This is a genomic window from Paenibacillus sp. JSM ZJ436, from assembly GCF_044383795.1.
GTDB classification, from domain to species: domain Bacteria; phylum Bacillota; class Bacilli; order Paenibacillales; family Paenibacillaceae; genus Paenibacillus_AQ; species Paenibacillus_AQ algicola.
This window is the reverse complement of the sequence record NZ_JBISEO010000005.1, coordinates 57,394-76,925: the sequence shown is the minus strand read 5'-3', so window position 1 is coordinate 76,925 and position 19,532 is coordinate 57,394. Positions and strand designations below refer to the sequence as shown.

Genomic DNA, 19,532 nt, shown 5'->3' with positions numbered 1-19,532 from the left:
TCTTCAGCGCCGCCACTACCGCTTGTCAAGCGGCGGGGAGCGCTCAGGGTTGGAAGCACTTTTTGTGATTGAATTCGAAGAGAAAGCTTGGGATATAGATGAAGCATGAGAAATGGCAAGATGCAGCAAAAGAAAGACAGCCGCTGACAGGCGGCAAGCGTGCAACGAAGCTGTGGATGCTGGGCGGAAGCGCCCTTGATGGGGCTGAGGCTGAAGGGGGCGCTGCGGCTTTGTTCCATGCGGATTCCCGCAGACTGTCAGCTGGAAGCAGGAGAGGGCCGGAGGAGATCCTCGGCAGTGCGGATGCACCCGACACTTGTGCTCTGCAGGAAGCAGGAGCTGTGCTGGCGGCAGGCGGAACCGTCGCTTTTCCGACGGAAACGGTGTACGGGCTCGGCGCGGATGCGCGCAGCACGGCTGCGGTGGAGCAGATTTTTGCCGCGAAGGGACGGCCTTCGGACAATCCGCTCATCGTACACATTGCAGATCCGGCACAGCTGCAGGAGCTGGTGACCGGCGTGAATGACACCGAGCGGCGTCTGATGGCGCAGTTCTGGCCCGGCCCGCTGACGCTGGTGCTGCCGGTGAAGCCCGGCGCGGTATCGCCGCGGGTGACGGCCGGGCTGGATACGGTCGCCGTGCGGATGCCGGATCATCCGGCGGCGCTGGCGCTGATCCGCGCCTCCGGCTGTCCGCTGGCCGCGCCGAGCGCGAACCGCTCGGGCCGTCCCAGCCCGACGCTGGCCGCGCATGTGCTGGAGGACCTGTCGGGGGCCATCGACGGTGTGCTCGACGGCGGACCGGCAGGCGTCGGCGTCGAATCGACAGTCGTGCAGGCCGCCCCGGACGGCGCCGTTACGGTGCTTCGCCCCGGCGGCGTCACCGAAGAGCAGCTTGCCGGCATTGCGGCAAGCGTGCGGCGCGACCCGGCGCTGGCGCACGCCGGGGGCACAGACAGCCCGGCGCCCCGCTCGCCGGGCATGAAGTACACGCACTATGCGCCTCAGGGCGCGCTGTGCGTGGTCACCGGGCGGACGGCAGCTGCCGTGTCCGCCCGCATCCAGGCCGAGCTGGACGCGGCCCGCACGCGCGGGGAGAAGACCGGTGTGCTGTCGTTCGACGAGCACATCGGCTTCTACCGCGCGGACGTTGCCGTCTCGCTCGGCAGCTTGGCCGCGCCAGAGGAAGCGGCACGGCGGCTGTACGCCGGCCTGCGGCAATTCGATGAGGCCGGCGCGGCCTTCCTCCTGGCGGAAGCCTGCCCGGAGGAAGGCCTCGGTGCCGCAGTGATGAACCGGCTCCTGAAGGCGGCGGGGCATCACATCATAGATGCCGACGCCTGATCAGCGGGACGCGCTGTCCCCGCCCCGGCCCTGGCCTTCTCGCGCCCGCGATGCTTAACGCGCCCCCAGCGCTGCCCCGCCCCTAGCCTTCCCGCGCCCGCGATGCTTAACGCGCCCCCAGCGCTGTCCCGGCCCTGGCCTCCCGCGCCCGCGATGCTCAACGCGCCTACAGCACCGCCTCGGCCCTGGCCTTCCCGCGCCCGCGCGGAATGATTTCCTCCTTGTCCGCATATGGTGTACAAGACCATAGGACTTGGAGGAAAGCGCATGCTGGAGACATCTGTCCAGACCGGGCAGCTGGCCGCGATCTTGATGATGGCCGTGGCCCTGGGGCTGGATGCTTTTTCGCTGGGCATCGGAGTCGGCATGAGGGGGGTACGCCTTCGGCATGTTCTGGCTATCGGGCTCATGACGGCACTGTTTCATATGCTGATGCCTCTGCTGGGGCTCATCTTCGGCCGATATGTCGGCGCTCTGCTGGGCGAGATTACGGGGATTGCAGCGGGAGGGCTGCTCGTGCTGCTGGGCGGACATATGATCTGGAACTCTTTTCAACAGGGGGAATCCCGTCCCGTGAACCATACGACCCTGCTAGGGATGCTTCTATTTTCTTTGAGCGTCAGCATCGACTCCTTCTCGGTCGGAGTCTCCCTGGGGATGTTCAACAGCCACGCGGCATTGATCGTCAATGCCTTCGGTATTGTCGGCGGGCTGATGTCCATCTGCGGCCTGCTGCTGGGGCGGAAGGCGGCAAGCCGCCTAGGGGAATACGGCGAGCTGGCAGGGGGCGCGATTTTGCTTCTGTTTGGCTTGATGTTTATCTTTTGATACAATAACCGCAGATCTTTACAGGCGACAGGAGGCGAGAAGCCGTGACTAATATTTTATTTCTGTGCACAGGCAATACGTGCCGCAGCCCCATGGCGGAAGGCATGCTGCGCAAGCTGGCGGCCGGAAGGTCCATGAAGCTTGAGGTACGCTCTGCCGGGGTAGCTGCCGTGGAGGGCATGCCGATTTCACGTCACGCCCAGGCGGTGCTGCGGGATCAGAGCATTGAGGGGGAATTCACCTCGAAGCCGCTCAGCCGGGAGCTGGTAGCATGGGCAGATTTGATTCTGACACTGACTCAGTCCCACAAGCAGTTCGCGATTTCCCGGTTTCCGGAGGCAGCAGACAAGGTGCATACGCTGAAGGAGTTTGCCGGAGCGGATGAGCAGGTCATGCAGGATCTGCAGGAGCTGGACCGGCTCTATGTATCGGCAGAGCTGGCCCGTTCGCTCGGCGGTGCCCAGTCCAGCCAGGAACGGGAGCGCTTGATCGAGCTGCGCCAGCGGATTCCGAGCTTTGATATCTCGGATCCTTACGGCGGCTCGCTGGAGGACTATGAGGCGACGGCGGCCGAGATCCGGACCGCGCTGTTCCGCCTGCTGGACAAGCTGGAGGGAGAAGCGCGCTGAGGCTGGCTTTAGAGAGCCGGTTTTTTGCAGTCTTTCATCCTGCTGTTTATCGGAATGAGGGACGGCTGCACATCGACGTAAATGGTCCAAATGTCTCCCTTGCTTTTGGGGATGTTTTGATTTAAGATGAAGTGGAAAAAGTGAGATTCCGATGTAACTGGCGACGAAGTGGAGTAAACCACGATGGAGCATCGGAGACATACGGCCGGTCGCCTGGGCAAAGAGCATTTGTGCACGCTATGCGTGTGCAGACTGCTCTTTTTTCGTCTTTTGGCCAGACCATGGGTTATACTATAACTAGTATTTGAACCAGAGGATGAAATCACGAGGAGGTTTTTCAATCATGAGAATCGCATTGGGTACGGATCACGCCGGGATACGCTTGAAGGAAGAGATGATCAAGGTCATTCAGGAGCTGGGGCATGAGGTTGAGGATTTAAGCTGCGGCTGTGAGACGTCTGTGGATTATCCGGATTATGCTCTGCCCGTCTGCGAGCGGGTCATCGCCGGTGAAGCTGACCGGGGCATTCTGATTTGCGGAACGGGGATCGGCATGAGCATTGCAGCGAACAAGGTGCCGGGCATCCGCTGCGCATTGACCCATGATGTATTCTCCGCCAAAGCGACGCGGGAGCATAACGACAGCAATGTGCTGGCACTGGGCGAGCGTGTCGTGGGGCCGGGGCTGGCTGCGGAGATCGTAACAGCCTGGCTGAACACGGAATTCAGCCAAGGTGAGCGCCACATCGGGCGTGTAAGCAAGATTAAGGCCATTGAAGATCGGTATCTGAAAGCCTAATCCCAGGAGCCTGGAGCTTGGTGCTTCGGGGGAAGCCGAGGCTGCGGTCCTTCTAGGGATACGGCTCAACTTGGCATAAGAACACTTCCATACAATATACAGGCGGGAGGCGGTCCACTGGATGGAGCATGGGGCAGAAGTGAGAGACATGAGCTTGAAGGAGCAGACGGCGCAGGTATTGAGAGAGCTGGCGGAAGCAGCCGGTCTCAGGTCGGGCAAGGTGCTGGTGGTCGGCACAAGCACGAGTGAAGCGGCGGGCCGGCGGATCGGCACAAGCGGCGCCCTGGACATCGCGGAGCAGCTGCTTCAAGGTATTCAAGAGGTGCAGCAGGAGCTGGGCTTTGATACGGTCTATCAGTGCTGCGAGCATCTCAACCGCGCGCTGGTTATGGAGCGGGAGGTGCTGGAGCGGCTGTCCTTGAATGAGGTTGCAGCGATTCCCGTCCCTAAAGCCGGCGGCTCGATGGCCGCGGCCGCTTACCGCAGCTTTCGGCAGCCGTGCCTGGCGGAGCATGTCGCGGCAGATGCGGGGCTCGATATTGGCGAGACGCTGATTGGCATGCATCTGAGGCATGTCGCGGTGCCCTTCCGCCCTTCGCGCCGCAGCATCGGCGAGGCGAGAGTAACTGCGGCATTTACCCGCCCGAAGCTGATCGGCGGCGAACGCGCCGTGTACAGGCTGGAGAACGAGAGCGGAGCCGGTTTTTGTGATTGATGACGTTATTTACCTTACTTTTATATAAATACTATGTAGATTCAGGGAGGAAATAATTATGATGGAACATTTGCGCAAGGCCGACCCGGCTGTACTGGAAGCCATGAATCTGGAGCTTTCCCGCCAGCGCAGCAACATTGAGCTGATTGCATCAGAGAACATTGTCAGCGAGGCTGTTATGGAAGCTATGGGCTCCGTGCTGACGAACAAATACGCGGAAGGCCTGCCGGGCAAGCGCTACTACGGCGGCTGTGAGCGTGTAGATATTGTTGAGGATCTGGCGCGTGACCGTGCGAAGGAGCTGTTCGGAGCAGATCATGCGAATGTACAGCCTCACTCTGGCGCACAAGCGAACATGGCCGTTTACCTGGCTGTGCTGAAGCCTGGAGATACCGTACTGGGTATGAACCTTGCTCATGGCGGACATCTGACGCACGGCAGCCCTGTGAACGCTTCGGGCCTGCTGTACAACTTCGTTGCCTATGGCGTACAGGAAGACAGCTTCCTCATCGACTATGATGAAGTCCGCAAAGCGGCGTTCAAGCACCGCCCTCGCCTGATTGTAGCCGGCGCGAGTGCATACCCGCGGATCATTGATTTCGAAAAAATGGCTTCCATCGCAAACGACGTCGGCGCGCTCTTCATGGTAGACATGGCGCACATCGCCGGCCTTGTTGCAGCCGGTCTGCATCCGAGCCCGGTTCCGCATGCGCATTTTGTAACGACAACTACGCACAAGACACTGCGCGGACCTCGCGGCGGCTTGATTCTGTGCAAGCAGCCATGGGCGACGGCTATTGACAAGGCTGTGTTCCCTGGCTCCCAGGGCGGTCCTTTGATGCACGTCATTGCTTCCAAGGCGGTGGCTTTCGGTGAAGCGCTGCAGCCTTCCTTCAAGGAATACTGCCAGCAGGTGGTGAACAACGCGAAGGTGCTGTGCGAAACGCTGATTGAGGAAGGCCTGAACATTGTATCCGGCGGCACTGACAATCACCTGATGCTGCTTGATACCCGCAATATGGACATCACCGGCAAGGACGCGGAAAAAGTGCTCGACTCCATCGGCATCACGGTGAACAAGAACGCCATTCCGTTTGACCCGACATCTCCGTTTGTGACCAGCGGCATCCGGCTTGGTACGCCGGCAGTCACCTCCCGCGGCATGGACGAAGCTGCAATGAAGACGATCGGCAAGGTCATTGCCATGACGCTTCGCCAGCCGAAGGACGAGGAGAATCTGGCGAAGGCCGCCCGTATGGTGGCTGAGCTGACGGACCAATACCCGCTGTATCCTGAAATGAAGTACTAATCCTATATCGACTGCTATTACCAAGGCCCCGTCAGGTATGACGGGGTTTCTTGCATATTCTTTACAGAGCGGGAAACGCCGCTTTTACAGGTGGAAAACATTCATCGGTCTTGCAGGTGTAAAATCACATCCGGGAGTGATATAATAGACAAGATTTATGGAGCCACAATCCTGCTTGCAGCCCATATTGAAGAACATATAAGAACATATACGTAACCAACCGGAGGGACCTGACATGGGAAAATTGGTGATTTGTGATCACCCTTTAATTCAACACAAACTAACTTTTATACGCGATAAGCAGACCAACACGAAGGATTTTCGGGAGCTGGTGGATGAGGTCGCTACCTTGATGGCGTATGAAATTACACGCAATATTTCATTGGAATCTATTGCTGTAACGACACCGGTGGCGCAGACGGAGGGCAAGGTCATTTCTGGCCGCATGCTGGGGCTCATCCCGATTCTTCGCGCCGGGCTGGGGATGCTGGATGGCGTCGTGAAGCTGCTGCCGGCGGCGAAGGTCGGACATGTCGGCTTGTTCCGGGATCCGGAAACGCTGCAGCCGGTCGAATATTATACCAAGCTGCCAACCGATGTGACCGAGCGCGAGCTGATCGTGATCGATCCCATGCTGGCTACCGGCGGCTCGGCGATTGCGGCCATTGATGTGCTGAAGAAGCGCGGCTGCACACAGATCAAGATGATGAACCTGGTTGCCGCGCCGGAGGGCGTGAAGGCCGTGCATGATGCTCATCCGGATGTCGATATTTATGTAGCGGCGCTGGACGAGGGTCTGGATGATCACGGGTACATTGTGCCTGGCCTTGGCGATGCCGGTGACCGGCTGTACGGCACGAAGTAGCCGCCGCAAGCCGAGATATAAACGCTGTGATGCTTTGATCCATGCTTTCGCATGGAAGGTCTTTGCTGTATAGCGGGAGAAGAGGAGTTAGTCCAACATGTCCAAAATTAAAGTGATGACGATCTTCGGCGTCCGGCCGGAGGCGATCAAAATGGCGCCGCTCATTCTGGAGCTTCAGCGCCATCCCGAGCACATTGAATCTGTGGTCTGCGTGACCGCGCAGCACCGCCAGATGCTTGATCAAGTGCTGGACGTATTCGGCATCGTGCCGGATTATGATCTGAATGTAATGAAGGACCGCCAGACGCTGAATGAAATTACGGTTCGCGTGCTGGAGGGGCTGGAGCCCGTGCTGCGCGAAGCGAAGCCGGACATTGTGCTCGTTCACGGCGACACGCTGACGACCTTCCTCGCCAGCTATGCGGCTTTTCTTCAGAAGATCCAGGTGGGCCATGTTGAAGCCGGTCTTCGAACATGGAACAAGCTTTCTCCGTATCCGGAGGAGATGAACCGCCAGCTGACCGGGGTGCTGGCTGATATTCATTTTGCACCAACCGATTTGTCTGCGGGCAATTTGAGAAGCGAGAACAAGAATGAAGACTCGATCTATGTGACAGGCAACACCATTACCGATGTGTTCCGTTATACCGTGAAGCCGGATTATACCCACCCGATGCTGGACTGGGCCAAAGGCAAACGGCTGATTCTGATGACCGCCCACCGGCGGGAGTCGCAGGGGGAGCCGCATCGTAATGTGTTCCGCGCTGTGAAGCGGATTGCGGATGAGTTTGAGGACGTTGCGATCGTGTATCCTGTTCATCCCAGCCCTGCGGTGCTGGAGCCGGCTCATGAGATTCTGGGAGGCCATCCCCGCATCCGCCTGATCGATCCGATGGATGTGGTGGACTTCCACAATTTCTACCCGCACACCCACCTGATCCTGACGGATTCCGGCGGACTTCAGGAGGAGGCGCCTTCTTACGGCGTGCCTGTGCTGGTGCTTCGGGATACGACGGAGCGGCCGGAAGGCGTTGAAGCAGGGACGCTGTCGCTCGCCGGAACCCACGAGCAAGAGGTTTATGAGAAGACGCGCAGCCTGCTCACGGATCAGGACCTGTATGAGTCCATGAGCAAAGCCGCGAATCCGTATGGGGATGGACAAGCCTCGGAGCGGATCGTGAATGCGATTTTGCATCATTTTGGCGTACAGAGCGAGCGTCCGTCGGAGTTTCACAGAATGTTCACAAACCGTTAAAAAAATATAAGCTGCAGTACAGCAGCGCAGTATACAGTTGAACTGTACGGTTGACGCGGCGTTTCGGGATTTTAAATACCCTGAAACGCCCGTTTTATAAGGAAAATCAGTCAAAGTGATTCATTGACAAACTCTTCTGTTATTCAGTAAAATGAGTTGGGATTAGAGAGGTACTATGAAAAATCCGAACAGTCAAGATAACCCTTGGATGATTGCGCTTTATCTCGGCGGATCCGGCGGACTGCTGGCAGCCTACATCGTAATTGGTTTTTTTGCAGGAAGGTGGGTCATGGAATGGATGGACGGGCCTAGGTACTGGCTGGCCATTGGAACCTTGACCGGACTCGCTTTGGGGATTTTGAATATATCTCTTCTCATTAAAAAGTTTCTGGGGGCACAACGTGAATGATCTGACATCCATTGTGGGCGCCGTGACGAGGATTTCCTATCTCATTATGGCAGCGCTGTTTCTGGGATGGGCTGTATATCCGGAATTTCGGCCAGAGTTTGCCGGAGCGATTCTGGGCATGACAGCAGGGCTGTTTAACTTTCGCTTCCTTTCCCTGAAGGTGCGGCAGGTGGCCCAAATGGCGGTCGACAACCATGACAAGCGGCTCAGCTTCGGCTTCATTACCCGCCTGTGCATCGGCGTGCTGATCGCAGCTGTGGCCATCAAGCTGGAACAGGTATCATTGGGTGCGGCTGTCGCCGGTTTGTTCATCCCCCAGGTGTTGACGATTCCTGTCAGCATTGTGTTCAGTTTGAGAAACAACCAATGACCAACGCTAACTTGGAAAGGGGTGAAAACTAATACATGCATGATTCACCGGTTATTATTCTCGGCGGGCTACATATTGACTTGTCAGCGGTTCTGATGCTCCTGGTCACCTGCGTGGTGGTCTTTGCACTCGTGATGCTGTCTGTCCGTAATCTGTCTGTCGAAAACCCTTCCAAACTGCAAAACTTCATGGAATGGGTAGTAGAATTTGTGCAGGGCATCGTCGCTAGTGCAATGGACCTGAATAAGGGAAGGCAGTACATATCGCTCGGCCTGACTCTGATTTTGTTCATTTTTGTAGCGAACCTTCTGGGCTTGCCGTTCTCCGTCATTACAGATCTTCCAGCCAATTTCACTGTGTTCGGACACGTGATCGAGGCGACGAAGGATCTCAAGCCGGACTACTATGCACACGTTCTGTGGTGGAAATCGCCAACGGCTGACATCTCGGTTACCGCAGGTCTGGCCATCGTCGTTTTCATCTTGATGAACTACCTGGGATTGAAGCTGAACCGCAAGCATTACCTGAAGCACTACATCGAGCCGTTTCCAATCTTCCTGCCGCTCAACATTGTTGAGAACCTGGCAAAGCCTATCGCTTTGTCGATCCGGCTGTACGCAAACATTTTTGCAGGTGAGGTATTGATTACGGTTATTCTGAAGACAGGCTTCTACGGCATTCCGTTTATGGCGGCATGGCAGGGCTTCAGTATCTTTGTCGGCGCGCTGCAGGCGTTTATCTTTACCATCCTGACGATGGTGTACATCTCGCAGGCTTCGATTCACGAAGAGCATTAATGAACTCCGAGAATTGCCCGTGCAAGCGGTGTGATTCGAAAGAGATATTATTTATAGCTTTACCAATTCAAAGCAACTTAATTTAAGGAGGATTTTTAACAATGGGAATGGAATATTTGGCAGCAGCAATTGCAGTAGGTTTGGGCGCATTGGGCGCAGGCTTGGGTAACGGTATGATCGTAAGCAGAACGGTAGAGTCTATCGCTCGTCAGCCGGAAGCTCGCGGCCAGCTTCAAACAACGATGTTTATCGGCGTAGGTATCGTCGAGGTTATTCCTTTGGCGGCTACTGTAATCGCGTTCCTGATCATGTTTTCTTAATAACAATACAACGGTTTGGCGGGGAGGGCCGATGCCATCCGCGCCTTCGTTTTGTTAAACACCGCACTTCGTGTTAACGGAAAGGAGTGACTTTAATGCATATTTTGTGGGAAAACATTGCAATTACGATAATTTCATTTATCTTGCTTTATGTTCTGCTTCAGAAGTTCGCATTCAGCAAGCTGTTTGCGATCATGGAGCAGCGCCGCGAGCTTGTCATGGGTCAAATGAATGAAGCAGCACAAACCCGCCAGCAGGCGGCTCAATATGTAGAAGATCAGAAGAAGGCACTGGAGCAGGCTCGTAAGGATGCTCAAGAAATTATTGAACGTTCCAGACAGACCAGCAGCAAGCAGGCTGAGCAAATGCTGGAGCAAGCGAAGGAAGAGGCTGTACGTCTGAAGACGGAAGCTGTTCGCGACATCGAGAATGAGAAGAACAAGGCTGTTGAAGAGCTGCGCAGCGAGCTGGGCACGGTATCCGTGAAGATCGCATCGAAGCTGATTCAACGTGAAGTGAGCAACGGCAAAGCCCAGGAAGAATTGGTAGACCAATACCTTAAAGAGGTAGGGGGCAGACCATGAGCCAGGAAACTGTAGCAGCGAAGCGGTATGCGCGGGCGCTGTTCGAAGTGGCGGCTCAGCAGCAGAAGGGTCTGGAAGTGGAAGAGGAGCTTCGTTCGGTAGTCCAAGCCATTGAAGGCGATACCGACATTCAGAAGTTTATCTCCACTCCGAATGTGCCTCAGTCCGTGAAGATGGAAGTGCTTAGCAAGGCATTGGCAGGGAAAGTGTCAGCGCCGGTTATGAATACAATGGAGCTGCTCTTGAACCGTGGACGCGCAGAGCTGATCAGCGACCTGCTTGACAGCTATGTGAAGATTCAGGGAGACAGCCTGGGAATGGCGGATGCAACCGTGTATTCGACCTATCCCCTGAGCGAGCAGGAGCAGAATCAGGTGTCTGCCGAATTCGGACAGATGGCCCAGAAGAAGATTCGTGTCAGTAATGTAGTGGACGAGAGCCTGCTGGGAGGACTGAAGGTTGTAATCGGCGATAAGCTGTACGACGGCAGTCTGGCTGGCAAGCTGCAGCGTCTCGAGAAATCTTTCAGAGTTTAGAAGATAGGGGTGAACACGTTGAGTATCAGACCTGAAGAAATCAGTACTTTGATTAAAAGTCAAATTGAACAATACAAATCCGATATCGCTGTTTCTGAAGTGGGTACGGTAATTCAAGTTAGTGACGGTATCGCTCGCGTATACGGCCTTGAAAATGCCATGTCCGGTGAATTGCTGGAGTTCCAAAGCGGCGTATTCGGTTTGGCGCTCAACCTGGAAGAAAGCAACGTGGGTGTCGTTATCCTCGGTCCTTTCTCCGACATTAAGGAAGGCGATCAGGTTAAGCGTACAGGACGGATCATGGAGGTGCCTGTAGGTGAAGCACTTCTGGGACGTGTCGTAAACCCGCTGGGTCAGCCACTGGATGGCAAAGGCCCAATTGAAGCGGCTGCATATCGTCCGGTAGAAAGCAACGCTCCAGGCGTTATCGACCGTAAATCCGTTCATGAGCCGATGCAGACTGGAATTAAAGCGATCGACGCTATGGTTCCAATCGGCCGCGGTCAGCGCGAATTGATCATCGGTGACCGTCAAACAGGTAAAACCTCGATCGCGATTGACACGATCCTGAACCAGAAGGGCAATGGCGTGAAATGTATTTACGTCGCAATTGGCCAGAAGCAATCCACGGTTGCACAGGTTGTAGAAACACTGCGTCGTCATGGTGCACTGGAATACACAATCATCGTGACCGCTTCCGCTTCCGAGCCGGCTCCTCTGCAGTACATTGCTCCATACGCAGGCTGCGCTATGGGCGAGTACTTCATGTTCAAGGGTGAGCATGCCCTCATCATTTATGATGACCTGTCCAAGCAGGCAGCAGCTTACCGCGAACTGTCCTTGCTGCTTCGTCGTCCTCCAGGCCGGGAAGCATATCCGGGTGACGTTTTCTATCTGCATTCCCGTTTGCTGGAGCGTGCAGCGAAGCTGAGCGACGAGCTGGGCGGCGGTTCCCTGACGGCACTGCCATTCATCGAGACGCAGGCTTCTGACGTATCCGCGTACATTCCGACGAACGTGATTTCGATTACCGACGGACAGATCTTCCTGGAGTCTGACCTGTTCTACTCCGGTCAGCGCCCAGCGATCAACGTAGGTATTTCCGTATCCCGTGTCGGCGGCTCCGCGCAGATTAAAGCGATGAAGAAGGTTGCCGGCGGTCTGAAGCTGGATCTCGCACAATACCGCGAGCTTCAAGCGTTCTCCCAGTTCGGATCCGATCTGGACAAATCCACACTGGCTCGCCTGAATCGTGGTGCGAGACTGATGGAAATCCTGAAGCAGGGTGTAAACCAGCCGTTGTCTGTTGAACAGCAGGTCATCAGCTTGTACACAGCAGTGAAGGGTTACCTGGATGAAATTCAAGTTGCGGATGTTCGCCGCTTCGAGAAAGAATTCCTTGCCTATGTGGAAAGCAACAAGCCGGAAATCATTCAATCCATTACGGATACGAAGGATTTGACAGCGGATAACGAAAATGCGCTGAAGAGTGCCATCGAGCAGTTCAAGAAGGGCTTTGCTGCTTCGGCATAAGGCTCGGCATTCTCAGTAATACAATGGAAGGGGAGCCGCGTGGCGTACGTCCGGTATCCTCTTTCATCATAATCAGGTACCGCTTTGGCTTCGCCAAAGCTTATGTTGATGCTTACGAAGTAACTTTGGCTTCGCCAAAGTTTATGTTGATGCTTACGAAGTAACTTTGGCTTCGCCAAAGTTTTGAGGTGGTGAAAACATGGCAAGAGGATTACGCGATATCAAACGGCAGATCAAAAGTATCCAGAACACCAAGCAGATCACCAAGGCAATGGAAATGGTCGCTGCGGCCAAGCTGAGAAGAGCGCAGGAGAAGGCGACATCCGCCCTTCCTTACTCCGAGAAGCTGAAAGAGGTAGTCGGCAGCATTGCAGCCGGCACCAAAGGCATCAGCCATCCCATGCTGGAAAAGCGCGAGGTGAAAAAGACCGGTTACCTGGTCATCACTTCCGACCGCGGTCTTGCAGGGGCTTCCAACTCCAACGTTTTGCGTAAAGTCTCGGCGATTCTGGCTGAGCGCCATAAGTCCAAGGACGAGTACACGATCTTCGTCATTGGCCGTAAAGGCCGCGATTACTTCCGCCGCCGCGAGCTTCCGGTTTCAGAAGCGCTGACAGATTTGTCAGACAGCCCTACATATGGGGACATCAAGTCGATTGCATCGGCTGCGGTGCAGCAGTATGAGCTGGGTCATATTGACGAGCTATACCTTTGCTATAACCGTTTCTTGAATGCTTTGACACAAACCCCGGAAGTGGACCAGCTTCTGCCTATGGAAAATATCGGAGCCGGCGCAAGTGCATCCGGTCATGAATACGAGCCTTCGCCAGAGGCGGTTCTGGAGGCTTTGCTTCCGAAATATGCAGAGACGCTCATCTTCAGCGCAATGCTGAACGCCAAGGCAAGTGAGCTCGGTGCCAAGATGACCGCGATGGGTGCTGCAACGAAGAACGCCAGCAAGCTGATCGGCGAGCTGAAATTGACATACAACCGTGCCCGTCAGGCTGCAATCACTCAGGAAATTTCCGAGATTGTTGCCGGTGCCGACGCACAGTAACGTGCTAGACCTAGCTTCAACATGAAGAAATATGGGCGGCACAGATCGTGCTGCTTTACGATGATCGCTCGCCGTGCATAACGGCGGGCGGGTAGGAGGGAAAACGAAAAGATGAACAAAGGACGCGTTGTCAGCATTACAGGCGCTGTTGTTGACATTGAATTTGAACGCGGTCAGCTTCCCGACATCTTTAACGCTGTCAAGATTGAAGGCGTTGTGGAAGGCGGCCGTTCGGTTAATCTGACTTTGGAAGTATCCAACCACCTGGGTGATAACCTGGTACGTTGTATCGCGATGTCCTCGACCGATGGCTTGATTCGTGGAATCGAGGCAATGGATCTGGGCAGACCGATTACTGTACCTGTAGGCTCTTCTACACTGGGCCGTGTATTTAACGTTCTGGGTGAGCCGATTGATAATGCAGGCGTGGTTGTATCCGAGGTCAATAACCCGATCCACCGTGAAGCTCCAGCATATGATGAGCTTTCCACGCAAGCTGAAATGCTGGAAACCGGCATCAAGGTTATCGACCTGCTGGCTCCTTACCAAAAGGGCGGCAAAATCGGTCTCTTCGGCGGCGCGGGTGTAGGTAAAACCGTTGCGATCCAGGAACTGATCAATAACATCGCTCAAGAGCACGGCGGTATCTCTGTATTTGCAGGGGTCGGCGAGCGTACTCGTGAAGGTAATGACCTGTACCACGAGATGAGCGATTCCGGCGTAATCAACAAAACCGCGATGGTTTTTGGACAGATGAACGAGCCTCCGGGCGCGCGTCTGCGTGTAGCCCTGACCGGTTTGACGATGGCGGAGTATTTCCGTGACCAGGAAGGCAAGGACGTACTGCTCTTCATTGATAACATCTTCCGTTTCACCCAAGCGGGTTCTGAAGTATCGGCCCTCCTCGGCCGGATGCCTTCAGCGGTAGGTTACCAGCCGACACTGGCTTCCGAGATGGGACGTCTGCAAGAGCGGATTACCTCCACGAAGAAGGGCTCAGTAACGTCCATCCAGGCGATCTACGTGCCTGCGGATGACTATACGGATCCGGCTCCGGCAACAACGTTTGCCCACTTGGACGCAACGACAAACCTGGAGCGTAAAATTTCCGAGATGGGTATCTACCCGGCGGTAGATCCGCTGGCATCCAGCCCCCGGATTCTGGCTCCTGAGGTTGTAGGTGAAGAGCATTACAACGTAGCTCAAGGCGTTAAGAAAATTCTTGCTCGTTACAACGAGCTTCAGGATATCATCGCGATCCTCGGTATGGACGAGCTGAGTGAGGAAGATAAAGCGATCGTTGCGCGTGCGCGCCGCGTTCAGCGTTTCCTGTCCCAGCCGTTCCACGTAGCCGAGCAGTTCAACGGTATGCCGGGTAAATATGTACCGGTTAAAGAAACCGTGCGCAGCTTCAAGGAAATTCTGGATGGTAAGCATGACAGCCTTCCGGAGGCCGCTTTCCTGTTCGTCGGCACCATTGAGGAAGCAGTGGAAAAAGCCAAAACTATGTAAGCTGACGCTCTCGTATCAGACAGGCGGGACACTGATAATTCAGCATGTCTTGCCTGCTGCTGCGGGTTTTCTGCGGAAAACGGTGAGGAGGGATGGAAGTGAGCACCTTTTTGTTAGAGATTGTAACTCCGGACCGCCTGGTGTATTCCGAGCAGGCCAACAGCATTACTGTGCGTGGTGTGGAAGGGGAGCTGGGCATTTTGCCGGGGCATATCCCATTCGTAACGCCGCTGCAGGTCGCTCCGGTTTTCGTGAAAATCGGAAATCAGACTACCGCATTTGCGGTTCAGGGCGGATTTGTTGAGGTCCGGAAGGACAAAGTGGTGATCTTGGCAGAAAGCGCCGAGAAAGCGACTGAAATTGATCTTGAGCGTGCTGAGGCTGCAAAGAGCCGGGCAGAAGCCCGTCTGGGCGCAAGCCGCCAGGATGAAATAGACCATCGCCGTGCCGAGCTGTCTCTGCAGCGGGCGATGAACCGGATCAAGGTTTCCGGCGGAAACTAAGATTTATTATAGACACTAAAGAGAAGCGATTCAGCTGTGCAAGCAGCAGAATCGCTTTTTTCATTGCAAAAAAGCTTGGCGTTTTCAAAGTAAAAAGGGCGATGAATGCTGATATAACGCGGTTTAGGGCCATATGTCATGAAAAAGTTCATGAAAATGACCATAAGTGATCATTTTTTTTTATTTCCGAGGAAATGGTGGGATATAGGGGTGGATTCTTCAGGCTTTGCCAAGTATGATAGAGAAGTCGGTCCTTTTCGGGCCTAACATCTGAGCCTGGAGGAGGGAATATGAATCAAGACATTTCAAGTGCCGTAGACAGTGCGGTGGGCGTAAGCGGACTCATCTCCATCACTGTATCACTCTTATGCATTGCACTGGCATGGTGGGCATTACAAACATTAAAACTGGATTTGGTGATCCGAAATCCCAAAAGTCCCCAAGGAAGGCTGCTGCATGTGCTGCTGGCTGTAGTGCTGGGTCGTTTTGTAGCTGAATTTCTCATTGACTATTTGATTTGGAGCCAAATGATCCGATATATTTTTTAGGTTTATTGCTAGCTGTGTTTTAACGGGGTCTTGATTGGTTATAAGTCTGATAGGCTGCCTGAGACAGATGTCGAATAAACGTGAATTATTATGTTAACAATGACAATAAGCATAATAATCGGGCGGACGAACATGACTTCTGAACTAAACCGTTCACCCGCTCCTGAATGAAATGACAGGTCAGGAATGACGCGTGGGAACCTTTTGAGGTCTATGTCGCATACAACTAATGTATTGAAATGCTTGTTAGAGAAATCGTAATGAGTTAAGGATCTTGAGCCATGCGTGGCGTGATTCCCGTAGAAGTCTAGGGAAATTAGGGACTCGATGAACGGGAAATAGTCCTTGGTAACCTTGTACGTCTGGAAATGGCAATGGTAAGATGTAAGTTGGAAATTCAGCAGGTATTTGTAACGTCATTGATAAGAATGTATGATAATCAGAATTTATGGACGCGGAGGGAAACCAAGATGAGCAAATTTATCGTCCGCGGTGGCAAAAGACTGGCCGGAAGTGTCAAAGTCAGCGGAGCAAAGAATTCAGTTCTTCCGATCATCGCCGCCTCTCTTCTCGGGGAAGAAGGAGAAAGTGTCATTATTGACGCCCCTCCTCTTGACGATGTGATGACCATTAGCAAGGTGTTAGAATCTTTAGGGGCTGCAGTTACATATAAGGATGATGTGATCACTGTAAACGCGGAGAACATCTCCACATGTGAAGCACCGTATGAATGGGTGCGAAAAATGCGTGCCTCGTTCCTGGTGATGGGACCTTTGCTTGCTCGCTGTGGCAGCACGAAGATTTCTCTTCCGGGTGGCTGTGCCATCGGGACCAGACCGATTGACCAGCATTTGAAAGGCTTTGAAGCATTGGGTGCAGAGATCAGCTTGGGTCAAGGATTCATTGAGGCCAAGAGCAATGGAAGACTGCGCGGTGCCAAAATATATCTGGATGTTGCCAGCGTAGGCGCAACCCAGAACATCATGATGGCGGCTACGCTGGCTGAAGGCGTAACCACGATCGAAAATGCCGCGAAAGAGCCGGAAATTGTCGATTTGGCGAACTACCTGAACGGGATGGGCGCTGTGGTTCGCGGTGCAGGCACCGGGGTCATTCGGATCGAAGGTGTAGAGAAGCTGCACGGCGTGAAGCATCATGTCATTCCGGACCGGATTGAAGCCGGGACCTTCATGGCGGCAGCCGCCATTACGGGTGGAGATGTGTATGTGGAAGGCGCGATTGCGGACCATTTAGGCTCTTTGATTGCGAAGATGGAGGAAATGGGTGTGACGGTACAGCCGGATGAGAACGGGATCCGGGTGATTGCCGACAAGCCGCTGAAGGCTGTGGATGTGAAAACTCTCCCATACCCGGGCTTTCCGACCGATATGCAGTCTCAGATGATGGCGCTGCTGCTGAAATCCAAGGGAACCAGTGTGGTCACGGAGACCGTTTTTGAGAACCGCTTCATGCATGTGGAAGAATTCCAGCTTATGAATGCGGAAATCAAGATTGAAGGACGCTCCTCCATCGTAACGGGAGACGCCAAGCTGACCGGAGCAAAGGTATGCGCAACGGACCTTCGCGCAGGCGCAGCCTTGATTATGGCTGGATTGGTGGCTGAAGGAACGACAGAGGTCACAGGTACGCATCATATTGATCGCGGCTATGTGAATCTGGCAGAGAAGCTGTCCGGTCTTGGCGCAGACATCTGGCGTATTTCGACAGAAGAGCGCAGTACACAGGAGACGGTGAAGTCGGCTGTTGCAGAAATCGAAGACACGAAGGTGTTCAAGGTTCAGCCAAGCTGGGTGTAAGGAAACGACTTCTAGAGTTCTCTTAAGACGGCGGATGAAGCCGGGGGAGAAGGCTGCTGCTCTGAAATAGCAGCATGCGATAGAAGTAACATGAACAAAGACATGGTGATACCAGGAAGCTGTTCCCGGTACCGCCATGTCTTTGTTTGTTTCTAGGGAATGCTAGGGAGCACACTACGTTCGGATCCGGTTCTATCATCTGTTACTCTCTCATACATATATATCAATTCAAAAATATGGACGCACTTGGCGTTAAAGCGTGGGATTCAGGAGGGAGAGCAGAATGAAAGATTCCAAGGTTCGTATCCAAGTTTCGATCCCGGCTCAACGCGGCAGCGACGCTGCCATAGATACAAGAGAGGCAGGAGAGGGCGAGCAAAAGCATGAGCAAAAGCATGAGCATGAGCATGGGCAGGAGCAGATGGCAGAGCCGCAGCCTATGATTACGTGGAGCTTCCCGGGCGGTTCCGCTGGGGAGCACGGGGCGGCGAGAGAGCCAGGGCGGCCGAGCGCGGGCACGAGAGTGGCGGCGAAGCACGGGGCGGCGAGGGCAGAGCAAGGCAGCGCGCGGGCCCGCGCAGCGGAGGCGGCGCCGCTGCCCGTTCCGGGCGCGGCCGCGGCTGCGCCTGACGGCGCGCGGCGCGGGAGCCCCGCACGCACGTCCCGTGCGCGCCTCCCGCGCCCATGGCGCCGCGGCCGCGCCGCGCGGCGCCCGGCCCGCCCGCAGCGGGTGCAGCTGCACCCCGCTGCGTGGGCCCTGGCGGGCCTGCTGGCCCTCGCGCTGGCGCTGCCGCTGCTGGTGGTTGCCCCGGGGGGCACCCACCAGCCCGCACCGCCCGCGCCCGGGCCGGCGCCCGCCGCCCCTTCCGCCATGCCGAAGGCGGCGGAAGAGCCGACCGTGTCCGTCTACCTGTCGGGGACGGACACGGTGGAGCAGCTCCCGCTGGAGCGCTACCTCGTCGGCGTCGTCGCCGCCGAAATGCCGGCGGCGTTCCAGCCCGAGGCCTTAAAGGCTCAGGCGATCGCCGCCCGCACCTATATCGTGCAGCGCCTGCGCAGCGGTGATACCAGCGGAGTCCCGGGGGACAAGGCCCTGGTTACCGACACGGTGGCGCACCAGGCTTATATTTCCCGGGACATGCTGGAGAAGGAATGGAAGGCAGGCGGCAAGCAGCCGGAGCTGGACAAGATTCAACAAGCCGTGAATGACACGAGAGGCATCGTGATGACGTATGAGGGGGAGCCGATCACGGCTTCTTTTTTCTCCACCAGTAATGGGTATACCGAGAATTCAGAAGACTACTGGAGTAACGCCTTTCCCTATCTCCGAAGCGTAGAGAGCCCGTGGGATCTGGAAGTTTCGCCGAAATACAAGACGGTCGTCACGATGAAGCGCAAGGAGCTTGTGAATCTGCTGGGATTGGCCAGTGCCGCGGTTCCGGTGTCGAAGTCGGGAGAGGGCAGCGGGAGCTTTTTCAAAGTGACAGCCTACACGGAGGGCGGGAGGATCAAGCAGGCGCTGCTGGGTGGTCAAGCCTTTACCGGCCGGGAAATCCGCGAGAGGCTGGACCTGCGCTCCAGTCAATTCGATCTTGAGCTGCGCGGAGAGGAGGTCATCATTACGACCTATGGCTTCGGGCATGGTGTGGGCATGAGCCAGTACGGTGCAGAGGGGATGGCGCGCGAAGGCTACCTGGCGAAAGAGATTCTGAGCCACTACTACACAGGCATTTCTTTTGCCGAAACTGATAAACTACTGCCCTCGAAAAAATAATAGATAGCCCACGTATAAAAGAAAACACC

General features: G+C 55.3%; 22 protein-coding genes and 1 riboswitch. Of the genes, 21 read left to right on the top strand and 1 reads right to left on the bottom strand.

Annotation, left to right across the window (positions count from 1 at the left end; translation table 11 throughout):
- Positions 1-176: 176 nt before the first annotated feature.
- Complete coding sequence (locus tag ACH6EH_RS08485; RefSeq protein WP_397332127.1) at positions 177-1,343, top strand: L-threonylcarbamoyladenylate synthase; 1,167 nt, start codon at positions 177-179, stop codon at positions 1,341-1,343.
- On the opposite strand, the gene ACH6EH_RS08480 is transcribed toward ACH6EH_RS08485, so the two are convergent.
- Positions 1,319-1,591: a hypothetical protein gene (locus ACH6EH_RS08480; RefSeq protein WP_397331963.1), complete on the bottom strand. Its 273-nt coding sequence runs from the start codon at positions 1,589-1,591 to the stop codon at positions 1,319-1,321. The two genes, ACH6EH_RS08485 and ACH6EH_RS08480, sit on opposite strands and share 25 nt — an antisense overlap.
- A 19-nt stretch (positions 1,592-1,610) precedes the next feature.
- On the opposite strand from ACH6EH_RS08480, the gene ACH6EH_RS08475 reads away from it, so the two are divergent.
- The 20 genes from ACH6EH_RS08475 to spoIID all read left to right on the top strand — a co-directional run bounded on the left by ACH6EH_RS08475 (position 1,611) and on the right by spoIID (position 19,503).
- Positions 1,611-2,171, top strand: a complete 561-nt coding sequence (locus ACH6EH_RS08475; protein ID WP_397331962.1) for a manganese efflux pump MntP — start codon at positions 1,611-1,613, stop codon at positions 2,169-2,171.
- Positions 2,172-2,215: 44 nt separating this feature from the next.
- Positions 2,216-2,800 carry a low molecular weight protein arginine phosphatase gene (locus ACH6EH_RS08470; protein WP_208203842.1) on the top strand — a complete coding sequence of 195 codons (585 nt, stop codon included), beginning with the start codon at positions 2,216-2,218 and terminating at the stop codon, positions 2,798-2,800.
- Between the two features lie 143 nt (positions 2,801-2,943).
- Positions 2,944-3,026: riboswitch (ZMP/ZTP riboswitch) on the top strand.
- A gap of 117 nt (positions 3,027-3,143) precedes the next feature.
- A complete protein-coding gene (gene rpiB, locus ACH6EH_RS08465; protein ID WP_397331961.1) occupies positions 3,144-3,599 on the top strand; it encodes a ribose 5-phosphate isomerase B in 456 nt (151 codons plus the stop codon).
- A 121-nt stretch (positions 3,600-3,720) separates the two neighbouring features.
- Positions 3,721-4,314, top strand: coding sequence for a TIGR01440 family protein (locus ACH6EH_RS08460; protein ID WP_397331960.1), 594 nt, complete (start codon positions 3,721-3,723; stop codon positions 4,312-4,314).
- Positions 4,315-4,372: 58 nt separating this feature from the next.
- Positions 4,373-5,623, top strand: a complete 1,251-nt coding sequence (gene glyA / locus ACH6EH_RS08455) for a serine hydroxymethyltransferase (protein WP_138227301.1) — start codon at positions 4,373-4,375, stop codon at positions 5,621-5,623.
- A 235-nt stretch (positions 5,624-5,858) separates the two neighbouring features.
- Positions 5,859-6,488, top strand: a complete 630-nt coding sequence (gene upp / locus ACH6EH_RS08450) for a uracil phosphoribosyltransferase (protein WP_138227300.1) — start codon at positions 5,859-5,861, stop codon at positions 6,486-6,488.
- Positions 6,489-6,585: 97 nt separating this feature from the next.
- On the top strand, positions 6,586-7,743 hold the full coding sequence (wecB, locus tag ACH6EH_RS08445; protein WP_138227299.1) for a non-hydrolyzing UDP-N-acetylglucosamine 2-epimerase: 1,158 nt from the start codon (positions 6,586-6,588) through the stop codon (positions 7,741-7,743).
- A gap of 175 nt (positions 7,744-7,918) precedes the next feature.
- Entirely contained in the window at positions 7,919-8,152 is a 234-nt protein-coding gene (locus ACH6EH_RS08440) for an AtpZ/AtpI family protein (RefSeq protein WP_138227298.1), read from the top strand.
- The gene (locus tag ACH6EH_RS08435; protein WP_397331959.1) at positions 8,145-8,522 is read left to right on the top strand and encodes an ATP synthase subunit I; all 378 of its coding nucleotides are present in this window, start codon (positions 8,145-8,147) and stop codon (positions 8,520-8,522) included. The genes ACH6EH_RS08440 and ACH6EH_RS08435 overlap by 8 nt, the downstream gene beginning before the upstream one ends.
- A gap of 35 nt (positions 8,523-8,557) precedes the next feature.
- A complete protein-coding gene (gene atpB / locus ACH6EH_RS08430; RefSeq protein ID WP_138227296.1) occupies positions 8,558-9,319 on the top strand; it encodes a F0F1 ATP synthase subunit A in 762 nt (253 codons plus the stop codon).
- 107 nt (positions 9,320-9,426) lie between these two features.
- Positions 9,427-9,639, top strand: coding sequence for a F0F1 ATP synthase subunit C (gene atpE, locus ACH6EH_RS08425; RefSeq protein ID WP_138227905.1), 213 nt, complete (start codon positions 9,427-9,429; stop codon positions 9,637-9,639).
- 95 nt (positions 9,640-9,734) lie between these two features.
- Entirely contained in the window at positions 9,735-10,223 is a 489-nt protein-coding gene (atpF, locus tag ACH6EH_RS08420; RefSeq protein ID WP_138227295.1) for a F0F1 ATP synthase subunit B, read from the top strand.
- Complete coding sequence (locus ACH6EH_RS08415; protein ID WP_208203846.1) at positions 10,220-10,759, top strand: F0F1 ATP synthase subunit delta; 540 nt, start codon at positions 10,220-10,222, stop codon at positions 10,757-10,759. Before atpF ends, ACH6EH_RS08415 begins: the two co-directional genes overlap by 4 nt.
- An 18-nt stretch (positions 10,760-10,777) precedes the next feature.
- Positions 10,778-12,292 (top strand): F0F1 ATP synthase subunit alpha, encoded by a 1,515-nt coding sequence (gene atpA, locus ACH6EH_RS08410; protein ID WP_138227293.1) that lies wholly within the window; start codon positions 10,778-10,780, stop codon positions 12,290-12,292.
- 199 nt (positions 12,293-12,491) lie between these two features.
- A complete protein-coding gene (gene atpG, locus ACH6EH_RS08405) occupies positions 12,492-13,349 on the top strand; it encodes an ATP synthase F1 subunit gamma (RefSeq protein WP_138227292.1) in 858 nt (285 codons plus the stop codon).
- Positions 13,350-13,460: 111 nt separating this feature from the next.
- Positions 13,461-14,861: a F0F1 ATP synthase subunit beta gene (atpD, locus tag ACH6EH_RS08400; protein ID WP_397331958.1), complete on the top strand. Its 1,401-nt coding sequence runs from the start codon at positions 13,461-13,463 to the stop codon at positions 14,859-14,861.
- A gap of 98 nt (positions 14,862-14,959) precedes the next feature.
- Positions 14,960-15,364: a F0F1 ATP synthase subunit epsilon gene (locus ACH6EH_RS08395; RefSeq protein ID WP_138227290.1), complete on the top strand. Its 405-nt coding sequence runs from the start codon at positions 14,960-14,962 to the stop codon at positions 15,362-15,364.
- A gap of 290 nt (positions 15,365-15,654) precedes the next feature.
- The gene (locus ACH6EH_RS08390) at positions 15,655-15,912 is read left to right on the top strand and encodes a DUF1146 family protein (RefSeq protein ID WP_397331957.1); all 258 of its coding nucleotides are present in this window, start codon (positions 15,655-15,657) and stop codon (positions 15,910-15,912) included.
- A 470-nt stretch (positions 15,913-16,382) separates the two neighbouring features.
- On the top strand, positions 16,383-17,729 hold the full coding sequence (murA, locus tag ACH6EH_RS08385; protein ID WP_397331956.1) for a UDP-N-acetylglucosamine 1-carboxyvinyltransferase: 1,347 nt from the start codon (positions 16,383-16,385) through the stop codon (positions 17,727-17,729).
- Positions 17,730-18,600: 871 nt separating this feature from the next.
- On the top strand, positions 18,601-19,503 hold the full coding sequence (spoIID, locus tag ACH6EH_RS08380) for a stage II sporulation protein D (RefSeq protein ID WP_397331955.1): 903 nt from the start codon (positions 18,601-18,603) through the stop codon (positions 19,501-19,503).
- The last annotated feature ends 29 nt before the right edge of the window (positions 19,504-19,532 follow it).